Here is a 15,228-nt window from a genome sequence, read left to right on the forward strand (position 1 = left end):
AGATAACATCATGGCCCGGATACGACGGTATCGTAAGAGAGGCCGGATATACGAACGCAACTTACCCCGTTACACAAAATGCAGAGATGGCTTGCATAACGGGAGGTGTCCATATACGGCAAGGCGCGTTAAGCGCCGCCCCCGGGAGCAGCGTGCAGGGAGATTCACGGCTATTGCGCCACTTCTTTCCCTGCGGACGCCACCGCCGGGCCGCGGTAATCGCCGCCCAGGGCTTTAATCAAGGTGATATCGGTGCTGAGCCGCTGGGCCTCGATATCCAGCAGCAAAAGCTGCTGCGCGATGGCCGGACGACGCGCCTCCTGCGCCGCATAGTAGCTGACCAGTCCGCGCTGATGGTGCGCGCTGGCGCTGCGGGTGGTCATCATCGCCGCCGCGACTTTCTGCTGCTGCAGCGCGGCCTGCTGGTTCAAATCGTTCAACTGGCTGGAGCTAATCGCCACGTCGCGCACCGCGTCCAGCACCGCCTGATTGTACTGCTTAATTAAAATATTGCTCGCCGTACGCGTCGATTTCAGGTTGGCGTTTAAGCGCCCGCCGTCAAACAACGGCAAATAGAGCCCCGGCAGCAGGTTGATCTGCTGGAATGAGGACTTAAACAGATCACCGACGCTCAGCGCGTTGTAGCCCCAGAAGGCTTTGATATCGAAGTGCGGGTAAAACGCCGCTTTTGCCGCGTCCACCTGGTTCATCGAAGCGCTGACGTAGCCGCGCAGCGCCTGCAGATCCGGGCGACGGGCCAGCAGTTCAAATGAAAGCGAATCCGGGAGCGTTTCCTGCAGCGCCGGCAGCGGCACGGGATGAATCTCCGGCATGCTATGCGCATCGGCGCCAATCAGCGCCCGCAGCGTTTCCCGATACTGCGTCAGCGTCCCCTGCGCCGTAATCACCTGCTGCTGCGCCGCCAGCAGCTCTGCCTGGGCGTTGGCGACATCGACGCTATCCTCCACGCCGCGCGCGGTACGATGCTCATGCGCCTGCACCGAGAGCCTGGCGATGGCCTCCAGCTGATTAAGTAATGCGATTTTCTGGAAAGTTGCCTGCATCGCGAAATAGAGCTGGGCCACGCTGCTGGCAAGATCCAGCTCGATGCCGGCGGTCTCCGCCTGGCGGGCGTTCTTTTCGCCAATCGCGGCGGCAACGCGGGCGCGGTCGGCGCCCCATAAATCGATATTCAGCGTCGCCCCGACGCCAACCGTATTCAGCGTGTACCAGGGGCCGTTTTTATCCACCGGCAGGGAGAAGGAGTAGGGCCAGGTGAACTGTTTATTGGTGACCCGCAGACGGTTTTGCGCCGCCACGGCGGTGGCCTGCACGCCCATTGCCGACTGCGCCAGCTCGACCGTGGACTGCGATTGCGAAATACGCAGCCGCGCCGCCTGCATGGTGGGGGAGTTCTGCAGCGCGCGATTGACCAGCATATTTAGCTGCGGATCCTGATAGCCTTCCCACCAGCGCGCCGTCGGCCAGCCGCTATTCGCCAGATGGATCACCTGCGCCAGCTCGGCCTGCTGCGGATTGACCAGCGGAACCTGGCCGGGATCGTCCTGAATTAATGCGCACCCGGTTAACAGCGTCAGGGCGAAGGCAAACACCGGGGATCGCGAGGCGCGCGGGAGAGTAGAGGTTTTAATCATGATTGCATTGCCTGTCGCGGAATATCGGAAGACGCAAATGGCCACGCCGGCAGAGCGGCCAGCGCGTTGACCAGCGGCGCGCCAAATGGATTCGCCGGGTCCGGGAGAAGCGCCTGAGGGCGTTCTACGGCAGTTTGCTGCGCGTCGATATCGGCAGCGTAGCCTTCAAGCCGCCGGGCGCAGCGGGGTAAAAAAGTATCCCCCGGCGCGGCGTACAGACGATAGCCTTCGCTGAGGCGCAGGATCTCTTCCGCCTGATGGAACGTCGCCCGCACCGGCCAGTTTTTGGCTTCCGGCCACGGGTGGGCGTAGGTTCCCAGCGGCTCGGCGGCTACCCGGTTGATTAAGGTTTCGCTCTCGGTCAGCGCGGCAAATAGCGGTACCAGCTGAACCTCATCGTCGCTTGAGGAGAGGGTCTGCGCCAGCTGGCGATAAAGCTGCGCCAGACGCGCTTTGAGCTGCGGGGCTTCGCTATCCGGCCATAAATAGAGATGTACAATCGAGGAGACCAGCACGCCGAGCAGGATACCGATAACCCGGTCGCGCAGTTCGGTAAGGTTGCTGAGCGGGCCAAACCAGCTGAGGAACGCCAGCGCAAAGGTGAAACCTATCTGGATCCCGGCGTAGGCGATGCGCTCTGAGCCTGCCGCAATCCACGCGGCCAGCGCGAACACCGGCAGGGTCATCGCCAGCAGGCCGCTCAGCGAGTCGGTCCAGGGCTGCACAAAGACGATCAGGAGCAGCGCAATCAGCGTCGCCAGCAGCGCGCCGCCGATGCGCAGCCACGTTTTCTGCATGGTAGCGCCCAGACCCGGCTGGGCGACAATGACGCAGCTCAGCATAATGGTGTGGATGCCCTGCCAGTCTGCGGCGGTATAGAAAACGTAGCACAGCAGCGTCGCCAGCAGCGTTTTCAGGGCAAAGTGCAGATAGACCGGATTGGACCACGCGTCCGGCAGCAGCAGCGGCGCTTTTTCCACTTCACCCTGCGGTAACGCGATGGTTTCGCCGCGCGCCAGCCGCGCCAGCACCTCGGCGATCTCCTGCAAAATGGCGCTGTTATCGCTATCGCGCGGGACCATCAACGGCTCCATATCCGCCGCCGTGGGGTGGGGCAGATTATCCGCCAGCGCGTTCAGCTCGCGGGCTATCCGCTGGCGCGCATCGGAATGGTCGCGGCCCGGTTGTAGCAGCGCCGTTAAATGGTAGCAGCGCAGCGCGGCGGCCATCAGCGATTGCCAGGCCTGCGGGCTGGCGGCAATCTCCGGCGTGGCGCGGGCGGCTTGCTGGTACAGGGACTGCAACTGGTTAAACTGGCCGGCGATCTCTTTAAAGGAGGGTTGCAGCGCCCCGCCATCCGGTTGGCTAAGAATCTGCGCCGTCTGGCGCAGCATGACCACCAGCCGGGCTTTAAACTGATAGCCGGGGAACGCCTGTTGGAAACAGGCGTTGACCAGCAACGTCACCAGAATGGCGGTGTTAATCGCCACCCATAGCCACAGCAGCAGGCGTACCAGAATTTCGCTCTGGCTGGTCATCGACGGGAAGGTCTGGGCGTAGATGACTGCCAGCGCCACCACGAAAAACGCCAGCCCCAGCTTGCCGAGGACCCGCATCAGGTAAATCGCACAGAAGAACAGGATCACCGAGGCAACCAGGCGAATTAGCGGATAGTCATAGGTCCACTTAATAATCAGCAGTACGCCGCCCAGGGCGACGCTGACGGTCACCACGAAAACCACGCTGACCAGCTTAATCATCAGGACGTTAGGCTGGCTGACGTAAAACACCACGATCAGCGCCACGGCGAGGAAGGGAATATGCAGCGTCATAAACAGCACAATCAGCACCGCACAGCTGAGCGTCAGGCGCAGGGTATAGTTCGCCCGCCCCGGCGCATCGCGGAGTTCCCGGGTCAGAAACGGCCACAAGCTTTGCATGCCGTCTCCTTATTGCGGCTGGAGAACGGCGCTGGCGGAAGCGCCCATGCGAAACAGGTTCGGGTCGGGATCTTTGACGGCGATTTTAACCGGGAAGCGCTGGGAGACATGGACCCAGTTGATGCTCTTCTGAATAACCGGCAGGCCTTCAATGACGCTGCCGCCGTCGGGCAGAACGCCGGTGCCGACCGAGTCGACTACGCCCTCGAAGGTGCGGCCATGGTTGGTCATTACGGTAATTCTGGCCGGAACGCCGGGCCGAACACTCTGCAAGTCGGTTTCGCGGAAGTTTGCCACCACGTACCAGTGGTCGTCATCCAGCAGGGTAAAGACCGGCTTAAGGGCCGAGGCGTACTGGCCGATCGTCGTCTTCAGCGCCACCACCACGCCGTTAAACGGCGCGCGCACTTCGGTAAATTCGAGATGCAGCTCGGCCAGCGCAATTTGCGCCAGGATCCCCGCGCGCTGCGCCACCATGGCATCAACGCCGGTCACGGCCGCGGAAGCCTGTTTCGCCTGCAGCAGGGTGGCCTCCAGTTCGGCGCGCGCCGCTTTTTCGGCCGTTCGCGCCTGATCCAGATCTTCTTGTGAGGCAAACCCCTGCGGTACCAGCGGCTCAAGGCGTATGCGTGAAGAGGTGGTCTGCTTAACCAGCGCTTTAGCACGTTCAACGGCGGCGTTGACCGACTGCGCGTTGTACTCCTGCGCTTTGATGGTGCGCTGGGTCAGCATAATCTGCGCATCAAGCGTGGTCAGCCGCGCCTTGGCATCATCAAGCATCGCCTGGTAGGGACGCGGGTCGATGCGGAACAGCAGATCGCCTTTTTTCACCCGCTGATTGTCGCGAATCGGCATTTCGACGATCCGCCCGCTCACTTCCGGCACCACGTCGATGGTGTCGGCATAAACGTAAGCATCGTTGGTTTCCGGCGAGGTTTGCAGCTGCCAGATAACCAGAATCAGCGCCACGATCGCGGCGAGAACGAGCGCCAGCAGGGGCCATTTTTTGCGGATAACGCTTGAGCGGGATTGGGTCATAGGGATCTAGTTTACGAAGAACAGGAACCACAGAATCGTGGCGAACAGGAACATCAGCGCCAGATAGCTGAAGACCAGTGGAGAAAATCGCGATTGCCATCCTTGACGCACAATCAGGATATGGCAGGGAATAAGTAACAGCGCGGCGCCTAATAAGCAGAAGAACCAGCCGGGAAATGCTGCGCCTAAAACCGGAATCGCCGGGGATAATGAGCAGCCGGAGAGCGTAAATAGCGAAAATAAGAGCGCAGGGCCCGCCAGCTTAACAATGCGATTCAAGACGAAATACCTGAGTGCTCGGATTAAGGTGAAATGAGTTTAATCTCACTGTCGGGGAAATAAAAGGCGGAGAGAACAGAAGCGTCTGTATTCCATCGATAAACAGGATATTTTCTATGGATAACACCTGCATAGAAAATCATTCATTCTGCATTAACGACCAGCGGTGGGCGAAATAAAATTTCGCGTGTCAGCGATAGTCGGCGGTGGCTGGCAGGGCTATGCTTAGAGCCAGGACTATAAAAAATAGTCAGAACTGAGGCAATGTCATGGATAAAGAATTACTGCAAGCGGGCTACCGCGCCTATACCGGAGAGAAAATAGATGTCTACTTTAATACCGATATCTGCCAGCACTCGGGTAACTGCGTACGCGGTAGCGCGAAGCTCTTCAACCTGAAACGTAAACCGTGGATCGTCCCGGATGAAGTGGACGTGGCCACGGTGGTCAAGGTTATTGATACCTGCCCGAGCGGCGCGCTGAAGTATCGCCAAAAATAAGCGAGGAAATGATGGAAATACTGGAAGGTCATAACAAGTTTTACGTCAATGACGCCGACGGAAAGCAGGTGGCGGAAATTGTTTTTGTGCCTACGGGCGAGCACCTCAGCATTATTGAACACACTGACGTCGACCCCAGTCTGAAAGGCCAGGGCGTGGGAAAAAAGCTGGTGGCGAAAGTGGTGGAAAAAATGCGCGGCGAGCAGCGTAAAATTATTCCGCTATGCCCGTTTGCCAAACATGAATTTGATCATACCCGCGAGTACGACGATATTCGCGCCTGAAATAAATGCGCCAGCGCGCTGGCGCCACCTTTTTATCTGACGCCGTGTTACCCGGCGATAAGGTTCAGATCGCGGCCGGATAAAAGCTGGTGGATAAGGTCACTGACGTTTTCCCGCTCCACCGGCGGCGAGATGAAATAACCCTGAAAACGGTCGATCCCCAGCGCCTTCAGTCGGTTGAATTTATCCAGACTGTCCACGCCTTCGGCAACACAGCGGCTACCGGTTAGCTGACAGTAGTAGAGCAGACTTTTGATTAGGGCCAGGGCGTGAGGATCGCGCTGCATGTCGTTGACGATGCTCATATCCAGCTTATAGGCGCTGAACCTGACCGATCGTACCGGAAACATGACGCTGCTTTGTGAAAAGCAGTCATCCAGCATAATGGTAAAGCCCTGCTTGCGTAGCCGGGAAATATTGTCGGCAATTTTACTCTGTAGGTTGAGGTCCAGGGTTTCAGCAAATTCCAGTACCAGCCTCGAAGACATATGGGGCTGACGCAGCTGCTGGCGCGCGGTCTCCACCATCCGGAGCAGGTTGTCATTGCTGGCGATAGCAGCGGGAATATTGACCGAGAAATAAAACTCTCCGGAGTGCAGATTAATATTCTCCACGGCCTCGCGAAGCACAAAGGCGGTCAACACCAGCCAGGCATACGCGGAATGTACCTGCGGCAAAAACTCGCCCGGCAGCATAACCTGTCCCTTTTGCCGCCAGCGACAGAGGATCTCCAACCCTTTTAGCTGCATCCGACTATCGGTGATGGGCTGGAATACCGGGAAAATTTGCCGACAGTGAATGGCGTGGACAAATTCGCGCTCGAAGGCGGAAAGCGCAGCATCCGGTTGGATCTTCTGCCCTTTGGTCTGGCTGCCGGGGAATCGGGTTGCCAGCTGAGGATGATGTTCCACCATTTTTTTCAGTCCTGCCGTTCGCTGGTTATAAAGCGTTTTGTGGCTAATGCCGCGGCGCTTTGCCTGGGCGTTGACGCTGTATCCGCTGAGTAGACCGAGAATGGCATTTAGCTCCGGCCGGGTGAGCCCGCCAGGGCGCTTTCCGCCGAGGCGTATCTCTTCGTCGGCCAGCTGTTTAAGTGAAGGATATCTTTGCAAAATATAGTCCTGCAGCACCGCGGTCAGGCTGGGGACGGGCAGGTCCGAGGCGGCGGTGCGCACTTCGGCAAGCAAACGGTGATCGATGACCTGATGCAGCAGCGTATGCCACAGCCAGCTGGCCGGGCTGCGGCTGAGGATCAGCATCGGCAGCGGCGTCGCGGAGTGTTCAAGAAACGCAGCGGCCTGCTGCAGGGTGGTGAGCAGCCTGGCCGGGGTTTCCGGCAGAAAAACGATAAGGCGGCGAATGCCCGTGTCGCCGGGAAGCATCTGCGTATCCGACGGCAGCACAACGGGCCGCATGCCGCTGGCCATCATCACTTTGACTAATCCATCGGCGACCAGCGAGCAGGGCGAAAGGATATAGTCCACTCCCGCTCTGCCGCGCGCCGCGGGCGCGTTACTGGTAAACAAAGGTCACCCCAATAATGGATTGCACGTTGCCCGCGGTGACCTGGCCGCTGGTTCGCGCATAGGTTGCGGTGAGTCCGAGGTTGACCGCGGAGGTGCCCACGGTTCCCATAGAGACGGTACTGTTTGAGCGCAGAATAGTGCCATTGCGCAATAGCTGAACGCCTATCCCCTGGGCCGGTGAGGCGGAAGAGGTATTGGTGAACACGCTGTTGGCGCTATCCGCCGTGGTGCCGGAGAGGTAAAAACCTATCTTTTGATTTTGCCCGCAGCGTACCGTGAGCGGAACAGCGGTCGAACCCGGGTACTCAGGCAGCGTTACCGTGACGTTGCGAGCGGAAACATCGCAGCCGCCCGTGGGGATAATCACGCTATTGTTGGCATAGATGTTCCAGGTAAATTTAGAGGTACGAACGTTACCGCCGCCGTTGATATCGGAACCCACCTGATACATAACCAGCGTGGCGATATGCGAGCCGGCGCTTATCGCCAGCCCGGAGGCGGTGGATATTGGCGTCAGGTAGAGCTGGGTATTCCAGCTGGTGTAGTTGCCGGAAGTAAAATTATGGCTGGCGGTCGGGGAGTTTAGCGGGAAGCTATAGCTAACTCCGTAGTACTTTAAAGAACCGGTAAAATTGGTCAGCAGGCCGCTATAGGCCGAGCCCTGTAGCATGCTTACCATGTCGTTGCGCCTGTCCGGCGCGTCATTTTTACAAAAAATCGAGCTGGATAAGTCGACGACAAGGTTCTGCCCCGCTCCGAGGCTTGGCTGCAGGTTAACGTAGACGTTGGATACTTTCCCGCCGGTATCGCTGTTTAATATGGTGCCGGTGGAGTCGTAGCAGGTATAAGCCCTGACGCTGGTGGAAAAGCCCGCTAACACAAGCGCCAGCCACAGCGCGTTGACCAGCGCCATACGACATCTACGGGGAGCGGTAATCCGCTGATTCATAACGTTCTCCTGCCTTATAGCCAGGTGTAGGTGACGTTAATCACCGCCTGGATTGTTCCTTGCGTTGGTCCGCCGTTAACCGTCAGCGCCCTGACGCGCAATGGAAAGCGGGTGGATTGCGTGGCATCGTTGACGGCCACCGTTTTGCTTGTGCCGTTGTTAAACCGGGCGCCGCTGGTATCCTGCAATTCCAGCTGGAGGTTGCCCGCCGTTCCCTGATTTTTGTAGTAGCCCGTGCTGTCCGCCGTTCCGCTGAAGGTGGCGGTGACCCGCGAGGTGCCGACCGGACAGTTGCTGAGATCGAGGGTGACGTCATGCCAGCCTGATGCCGAGCCGGGTGAAAGCATGTTAAAGGTGTATAAATCACCAAGGTCAACGGTGGCCTTCGGCGTGGCGATGGTGCAGGGTTTGGCCACCACTTTACCGTTAACGGTAATGGTCACGTCGGCGGCGCGGGGGGCGCTGGCGAAGGCCATCATTACCGCCAGCAGCCAGGGTGCATGAGTCCATTTCATTTCAGCCTCCGGTTACTGAAATTCAAGCGTGAAGGTTGCGGTGGCATTAACGTGTCCTGCCGTAATCGGGACGCGCGCGGCCATCAGCCTGGCGTAGAAGTTGAGGGTGTTGGTCTGCCCGGGTTTCAGCGTGGTCCACGCGATGTTTGACGAGGGGGCGTTGAGTACCAGGGGCGCCCGGCTGCCGTTAAGGATCTGCACGCCGATGCCGGACGCTGCCGATACGCCACTGTCCAGCTTAAGCAGGCTGGTGTTGTCGCTGTCCGCTATGCCGGTAAAGCCGACTTTAACCGCGGTGACGGAGCCGCCGCAGGGCGACAGCACGATGCGAAACGGCACCAGCGGCGTGGTCGTGCCGACGGCATTAAACTGTTTGGCGGCGTTATTCATCAGATCGACGGTAAAATCTTTTGACTCACCTGCGACGGCGCAGGTGTTATCCCTGACATATCCGCTAATCGTGATGGTGCTATCGGCGGCAGGGGTGCTGAAGGAGACCAGAGAGAGTATGGCGCCCAGCAGATACAGGTTTTTTCTCATCATCATGGTTTCCTTAGCGGCACGCTGCCGACAGCTGGCTTAACGCCTGGTTCTGGCTTTCCGGCGGCAGGCTGTAGCTGGCCTCACAGCTGGCGTTCGGACCTTCGCCCCATTTCGCCCGCACCTTGCCCGCCAGCGGCATCCCGCTCAGGTAGACCTGGCCGTTATCGGCGACGATGCTGCTGCCCTGGCTGTCGACAGCGGAGGCTATGGCGCCAAAAGGAACCGGTTTACCGTTGTGAGTCAGCGTCATCAGCAGCTTCATGCCGACGCTGGCCTTAAATTCGGCGCGCGCAATCGCCCCGTGGGTGGGCACAATACTGACCACCGCATCATCAAGGTCGACGTTATCGGCCAGGCTATTGGTGTCCAGCGCCACCCGGTTTTCCCGGTATTCGGTGGCGTAGGGCAGAACGGCGTAGCCGCGCCAGTCGGTCCGTACCCCGGTCTGGTTTTCTACCTTCACGCCATCCGCGCCGGGGGCTTTGATCAGCACGACCGTGTCGTTCATCGGCTGGCTCAGGGTGACGCCGTCAGCGTGGGCCAGCACGCCGCCGCTCAGGCCGTAGTAGAGCTGTTTGATACCGTCGCTGCGGCTGTAGCCGACGTTGGCGTTACCGTAGCCGCCGCGGTAGTTCAGCGCCGCGTATCCGGTGCCGCCGCTGTTGCCATCGCCGCCGCCGGCGTAGCCGGTCTGTACGCTGTAGCTCAGGTTGTTGTCCTCCAGCAGCGTGCCGTACAGGCCGGCAAGGCTGGTGGTCCTGCCGTTCAGATCGTTGGACATGCTGTAGCTGGCGTTACCGTTTCTCCAGGCGGAGGTACTGTCGGAACGCATCCAGTGGCTGAACGGGATACTGACGTTGAGCGCCAGCATCTGGTCGCGGCCCTGCTGCCAGGCGTTTCTGGTCAGGCTGTAGCTCAGGGTCCAGTTGATATCGTCGACGGCGGCGTTAAGCCCGGCCTGGAGCTGCTGGTCGGCGCTGCTGGTTCCCCAGTAGGTCTGGTGGCTACCGCTCAGGTAGAGCGTGGCGGTACGCCCCAGCTGCTGGGTGACGCTGAGCTGTACCCTGCCGCGCTTGTTGTACGCGAGGTTGTAGTAATCAGTGAACTTCGGCTTCATCTGCACCACGCCGTCCTGGGTCTCGACGTTGTAGCCGCTCATCCGGTTATAGGTGGTGTCGGCGAAGCCGAAATAGCCGCGCGTCGAGTAGCGGTAGCCCACCAGCTGAATATTGGTGCCGGTATCCGTCAGCGACTTGTTATAGAGGAAACGCACCGACTGCCCCTGATGCTCGCTGTCATCGGGCAGGGTGGCGTTGGCCTGGGTGATATCCAGCGACAGCGCCCCCAGTTGGCCCAGATTTTTGCCGACGCCGAGGTTAAAGGCGCGGTAGCGATCCGCCAACTGGGTGCCGCCGTACAGGGTCCAGCCCGCCGGAAGACCGCGCATTACGGTGCTCTGGAAAAATTTCGGTTTTTCCTGCTGATTGCTGCCGCTGCGGTACTCCCCGGCGGTGACCGCATAGCGGGTATGGCCCTCGCGCTGGAGCACCGGCACGGACGAATAAGGGACGGTGAAGACCTGGCTGCTGCCGTCGGCCTCTTTGATGGTCACCTGCAGGTCGCCGCCGTTGCCGGCGGAGTAGAGATCGTTGATGGTGAACGGGCCGGGGGGCACCGTGCTCTGGTAGATCTCATAGCCGTTCTGCTTCACCGACACCTGAGCGGTGCCGCGGGCAATGCCGTGGATAACCGGGGCAAACCCCTTCTGGCTGTCCGGCAGCATGTTGTCATCGGAGGCGAGCTGCGCGCCGCGGAAGTTAATGCCGTCGAAGACGTCGCCGTTGGTGTAGCTGTCGCCCAGCGTGAGGCGCGAACGCAGCGCGGTGATGTCGCGCTCCAGCCAGGTATTGACGTGCTGCCACTTGTTTTCACTGGCCGACGAACTGCCGCTACTGCTGTAGCTCCAGGTGGTGTTATCGCGCAGACGCCAGGCGCCGAGATTCAGCCCGCTCTGCAGGTTCAGGTACGCGTAGTTGCTGCTGCCGCCGATGTCGTTATGGACGTTGTTGCCGGTGAAGTTGTAGTTCAGCAGCCCGGCGTTAATCCCGTGGTCCCAGAGTTCGGGCGGAATATAGCCGCGGGCGCGGTTGCCCATAAACGCCTGGGGTACGGTCAGGTACAGCCGCTGCAGGCCGACATCGAAGCGGGTAGTGGCGTCCTTGATGGTTTCGGTTAATGGTACGCAGGCATCGGATGCCAGAGCGCCGATCCCTTTAATGGATGTCGTGTTGACGCCCATCCCGGCCAGCTGCCCGCGCGTCAGGCAGGGGACCAGCGAGCGATCGCTTTCGCTACTATTAAAAGTGACATCGCGGGTAGTCATAAACCCGTCATTGAGGTAAATATCGACGCGATAGGTTCCCGGAGGGACCTCCTGGCCGTTGGCAAATCCTGATAAGTCCGCCACGGCGGCAGGGTCATCCGCTAAAAAACGTGGATTAAAATAGAGCTCCGCCTGCACGGAAAAGATCGGTGCCGCAAGTAACAGAGCCAGCGTGATTTGAGCGAAAGCGCGCGCATTCCCCGGCCCGTGGCTGCTTTTACGTCCGGAGCCCAGATCGTCGAGTCCATATTTCAGATGTGACATAGTCCCTCCGGTCCAAAGTCGCCCGGCTGTCAGTTCTTATTTTTATTTCCGGGAGAACGCGGTCTCCCGTCAGTTATTGCGTAGCGCCCTGCATCCGCGGGGTCAGCGCGCCGTAGTCGTTAATCGTCCGGTATGTAATCTCGCGACCTGCATCGGCGGGTAATTTAACGCTGGCTTCACCCATCGGCGGAACCAGCGCATTTTCCAGCACCCGGGTACCGGCGTTGAGTTCGGTGACCGTCAGGTAGTAGGGGGTGGGGTTGATCAACGTAAGCGTGCCTGCGCCGCGGCGAAATTTCAGCTTTTCCGCAGCCTGATCCGGCGGCAGCGCCAGCTTTGCCGGACGGTAATAGAGCTTGATGCGGCTGATGATCGCCAGCTGGAGAGTGTTGTCGCTGAGCTTTGATTTATCCATCGACGGGATCGCTTTGACGTTCATCCAGAACAGCGTCTCCCGATCCTGCGGCAGCTGGTTGCTGGTGGCATCAATGATGCGCAGGGTATTCTCTTTTTTTCCCTGCATGGCGAACAGCGGCGGGGTGATGACAAAGCGACCGTCCTTCGCGCCATCGGCATTCTCCACCCATGACTGAATCAAATAAGTGCTCTTTTCGTCGTTGTTGGTGACCGCCAGCTGAACCTGCTTTTGCCCGGCAGGATAGATGACGCGGGTCGCCCCCAGCGCCACGCCAGCCTCGGCGCGAGCGGTAAATCCCATGGCGGCTATCATCAGCGCTCCCGCCAGTAAACCGCGCGTTATCGCCAGTGTTGTTCTCACGTTTACCCCTTTTATCGTCACCGTCGTTTCCTGTTTTCGGTTCGTTTGCTGATTAATTACTGGTAGGTCAGGGAGAACCAGGCCTGAGCGTTGGCCGCGCCTCCGGTGACCTGATGCCCTGTTGCCCGGTATTTCGCTACAAAATGCAATGTGGTTGGCCCGGTATACAATCTTGTCCAGGCGGCGGGAGGACCGTTCAGTGGGATTGGCTGGTCGTCTTTATCAAACAGAGCGACGCCCACGCCGGTCGCTATCCCCGGTCCTTCGCCCACTGAGAGCACGTCCGGGTTTTTACCATCGGCGACGCCGTGAAAGGCCACGCCAACGCGCTGGCTGACGGCGGTACTGCACTCCTGCAGGTGGATATCGAAGGGGACGGGATTGGTGTCTTCTCCGGCCGAATGAAACCGATTGCTGCTGATCTGCCCCATGTTGACCGTCATCTGCCGGTCGCCCGCTTCAACGCGGCAGGACTCGGCAATAATGATCCCCTGAAAGCGCATGTTTCCGCCGGGCAGCGTGACGTTCCACTGGTTACCGGCCAGCGCCAGCGGCGGGAGCAAAAATATCAACAGACCTGACTTCATCCTTTGCATCGTTATCACCCGAATTCCGTTATGGATAACGGGCCTTCCTGGCCCGGCGCGCGTCCCTGCCTGATGAAAAAATTACTGGTACTGCACTTTAAAGGTGGCGTCCGCGTTAGCGGTACCGGCAGTGGCAGCGGCAGTCGCGTAGTAGCGAGCCTGGAACGGAATGATGTTGGTGCCATCGTTCAGGGTGGAAGCTGCGCCGAAGGTTGCGCCATCCAGCGCCAGCGGGGTGCCGGTACGGTCAAGGATCTGCACGCCGACGTTAGTCGCGCTGCCTGCCGCAGAGCTTTGCAGCGCCAGTACGGTGGTGTTGGTGCTGTCAATCGCGGTGCCGGTGAAGGCGACGGAGGCCTTGGTGGCAACGGTGGTGTCACAATCGTTCAGCTGGATATTGAAGCCGACAGCCGTGCTGGTGCTGCCCGCAGTCGCCAGTTTCGCCGAACGTACCTGGCCCATTGGAACGGTTTGATCGATTGAACCCGCGTCAATGGCGCAGGCTGCGTTGACGACTTCCCCTTTAAAATGCACCGTGCCGCCATTTACCGTGGTGTCGGCCAGCGCCGCCGCGGAGCTCAGAGACAGGGCTGACAGAACAACGATTGCCAGTGATTTGATTTTCATGTTGTTTTCCTTTGAACAATATCGGGATTACGAACCGATCTGGCCGTCATCATGACCTCCAGGTATTTCATATTTCAGCCGATATATTCGGCTGCGGTTCTGCATGTTTTTCACCCAAAAAATGAGACATTTGGGGCCATTTTGACTCGTTGACGTAATTGACTGAAATTATGATGATCTGATGGTTTATTTAGATTTTTAAACTGTTTTGTCGTTATTTAACGACATAAAAAATCGATATCGTTAGGGCTTAATAAGCCATGGATGGCTATCGGCAACGCGTGGCCGGGAAGGATGGGCAGCGGAAAGAAGGACGTTTCTGGAAAAGATTAAAAATAAAAAAACATTGTTAATCAAAGTGATATTGGTTTTTACCCCCTGTTTGATGCATTCGATGGTTGCAAAAGGTTACTGAATATTTTTATGATGCACACAGTTTGGCCCCAATTGACCTGTTCGGTAAGTTATTTCCCTTTATTTATCAAACACTTATTTTCCATTCTCTGATTTTGTAAATTCCACTCCATCAGGTTGTTGCGCTCCCAGAGTCCGGCGAATCGCGCGGCGTTGCTGGCCGTATAGCGTACAGTATGGCGAATGTTTCGATGGCCGAGATAGTCCTGAATAAGGCGGGTGTCGGCCCCTCTCTCCGCCAGTTCGTAACCGCAGGCATGGCGCAGCATATGCGGGTGAGTATGGGTAGCCGTACCAGCGTCTACGCCAGCGGTGCGGATGATGCGGTAGGCCTGCTGACGCGAAAGCGGCGTACCGCGTCGCGATATAAACAGCGCATCGGTTTTTTGCGCGCCTTTCCAGGCGCCGCGTACCTGACTCCAGCGCCTGATAGCGTCACATTCATCGACCATCAGAGGATGTACGGTGGAGAATCCATTCTTCAGCCGTCGAATATTGATGCGGCCTTCGACAAGATCGAGGTCGCGGTAGTGCAGATCGAGTAATTCGCTAATGCGCATACCATGACGAAAAGCGAGCAGGATTAGACAGTAATCCCGCTCTCCCGTTTGCCCGTGGCGGGCTGCCAGCATCATCGCCTGAACTTCTTTACCAGTAAGAAAACGACGTCGGTTCACAATAAATAACTCCTGATATGATCTTGAAAATTAACACGACCCTGCTGACCGCAGGGGGCGCTCACAAATAATCCGCAAGGTTAATCGCGTATTATACGAAGGGGCTTAAGCATAGTTGAATAATGACATTGTAGCGGCTATGGGGCAGAATATTACAGATGATAAATCTTATTCTTATAGATTTTATTGATGGCGACAACCTCTGGGCCGCGGTTCTTTTTCAGGTGCATAAAATTAAAAGGAAAAAAGCATGATTGCGGCTATTTTAA

At 58.3% G+C, this 15,228-nt stretch carries 15 protein-coding genes; 2 read left to right on the forward strand and 13 right to left on the reverse strand.

Annotated elements, in window-relative coordinates; genetic code table 11:
* Positions 1-170 precede the first annotated feature (170 nt).
* Genes K2184_RS28060 through K2184_RS28075 form a run of 4 tightly spaced genes read right to left on the reverse strand, consistent with a single transcriptional unit; the run spans position 171 to position 4,912 of the window.
* On the reverse strand, positions 171-1,655 hold the full coding sequence (locus K2184_RS28060) for an MdtP family multidrug efflux transporter outer membrane subunit (RefSeq protein ID WP_023321577.1): 1,485 nt from the start codon (positions 1,653-1,655) through the stop codon (positions 171-173).
* Positions 1,652-3,595, reverse strand: a complete 1,944-nt coding sequence (locus tag K2184_RS28065; protein ID WP_163525852.1) for an FUSC family protein — start codon at positions 3,593-3,595, stop codon at positions 1,652-1,654. The genes K2184_RS28060 and K2184_RS28065 overlap by 4 nt, the downstream gene beginning before the upstream one ends.
* A 9-nt stretch (positions 3,596-3,604) precedes the next feature.
* Positions 3,605-4,633 carry a multidrug transporter subunit MdtN gene (mdtN, locus tag K2184_RS28070; RefSeq protein WP_004105396.1) on the reverse strand — a complete coding sequence of 343 codons (1,029 nt, stop codon included), beginning with the start codon at positions 4,631-4,633 and terminating at the stop codon, positions 3,605-3,607.
* 6 nt (positions 4,634-4,639) lie between these two features.
* A complete protein-coding gene (locus K2184_RS28075) occupies positions 4,640-4,912 on the reverse strand; it encodes a YtcA family lipoprotein (RefSeq protein ID WP_004105391.1) in 273 nt (90 codons plus the stop codon).
* Between the two features lie 269 nt (positions 4,913-5,181).
* Between K2184_RS28075 and yjdI the strand changes: the two genes are divergently transcribed.
* Together yjdI and K2184_RS28085 are read left to right on the forward strand one after the other, a co-directional pair.
* Complete coding sequence (gene yjdI / locus K2184_RS28080; RefSeq protein WP_004105390.1) at positions 5,182-5,412, forward strand: 4Fe-4S mono-cluster protein YjdI; 231 nt, start codon at positions 5,182-5,184, stop codon at positions 5,410-5,412.
* Positions 5,413-5,423: 11 nt separating this feature from the next.
* A complete protein-coding gene (locus K2184_RS28085; RefSeq protein ID WP_004115198.1) occupies positions 5,424-5,696 on the forward strand; it encodes a GNAT family N-acetyltransferase in 273 nt (90 codons plus the stop codon).
* A 47-nt stretch (positions 5,697-5,743) separates the two neighbouring features.
* On the opposite strand, the gene K2184_RS28090 is transcribed toward K2184_RS28085, so the two are convergent.
* The 9 genes from K2184_RS28090 to K2184_RS28130 all read right to left on the reverse strand — a co-directional run bounded on the left by K2184_RS28090 (position 5,744) and on the right by K2184_RS28130 (position 14,959).
* Positions 5,744-7,180 carry an EAL domain-containing protein gene (locus K2184_RS28090; RefSeq protein WP_163525854.1) on the reverse strand — a complete coding sequence of 479 codons (1,437 nt, stop codon included), beginning with the start codon at positions 7,178-7,180 and terminating at the stop codon, positions 5,744-5,746.
* Positions 7,181-7,208: 28 nt separating this feature from the next.
* Positions 7,209-8,171, reverse strand: a complete 963-nt coding sequence (locus tag K2184_RS28095; RefSeq protein WP_004115194.1) for a fimbrial protein — start codon at positions 8,169-8,171, stop codon at positions 7,209-7,211.
* Between the two features lie 14 nt (positions 8,172-8,185).
* Complete coding sequence (locus tag K2184_RS28100; RefSeq protein WP_004105386.1) at positions 8,186-8,686, reverse strand: fimbrial protein; 501 nt, start codon at positions 8,684-8,686, stop codon at positions 8,186-8,188.
* 12 nt (positions 8,687-8,698) lie between these two features.
* A complete protein-coding gene (locus K2184_RS28105; RefSeq protein WP_004115193.1) occupies positions 8,699-9,229 on the reverse strand; it encodes a fimbrial protein in 531 nt (176 codons plus the stop codon).
* Between the two features lie 10 nt (positions 9,230-9,239).
* The gene (locus K2184_RS28110; RefSeq protein ID WP_163525853.1) at positions 9,240-11,876 is read right to left on the reverse strand and encodes a fimbrial biogenesis usher protein; all 2,637 of its coding nucleotides are present in this window, start codon (positions 11,874-11,876) and stop codon (positions 9,240-9,242) included.
* A gap of 73 nt (positions 11,877-11,949) precedes the next feature.
* Positions 11,950-12,675 (reverse strand): fimbria/pilus periplasmic chaperone, encoded by a 726-nt coding sequence (locus tag K2184_RS28115; RefSeq protein ID WP_004105375.1) that lies wholly within the window; start codon positions 12,673-12,675, stop codon positions 11,950-11,952.
* Positions 12,676-12,710: 35 nt separating this feature from the next.
* Positions 12,711-13,250 carry a fimbrial protein gene (locus K2184_RS28120; RefSeq protein ID WP_004105374.1) on the reverse strand — a complete coding sequence of 180 codons (540 nt, stop codon included), beginning with the start codon at positions 13,248-13,250 and terminating at the stop codon, positions 12,711-12,713.
* A 72-nt stretch (positions 13,251-13,322) separates the two neighbouring features.
* On the reverse strand, positions 13,323-13,868 hold the full coding sequence (fimA, locus tag K2184_RS28125) for a type 1 fimbrial major subunit FimA (protein WP_004105373.1): 546 nt from the start codon (positions 13,866-13,868) through the stop codon (positions 13,323-13,325).
* 464 nt (positions 13,869-14,332) lie between these two features.
* Positions 14,333-14,959: a tyrosine-type DNA invertase gene (locus K2184_RS28130; protein WP_004115180.1), complete on the reverse strand. Its 627-nt coding sequence runs from the start codon at positions 14,957-14,959 to the stop codon at positions 14,333-14,335.
* Positions 14,960-15,228 lie beyond the last annotated feature (269 nt).

The sequence above is a fragment of the Klebsiella sp. K5-306 genome (assembly GCF_051835185.1).
In the GTDB taxonomy this organism is placed as follows: Bacteria; Pseudomonadota; Gammaproteobacteria; order Enterobacterales; family Enterobacteriaceae; genus Klebsiella; species Klebsiella oxytoca.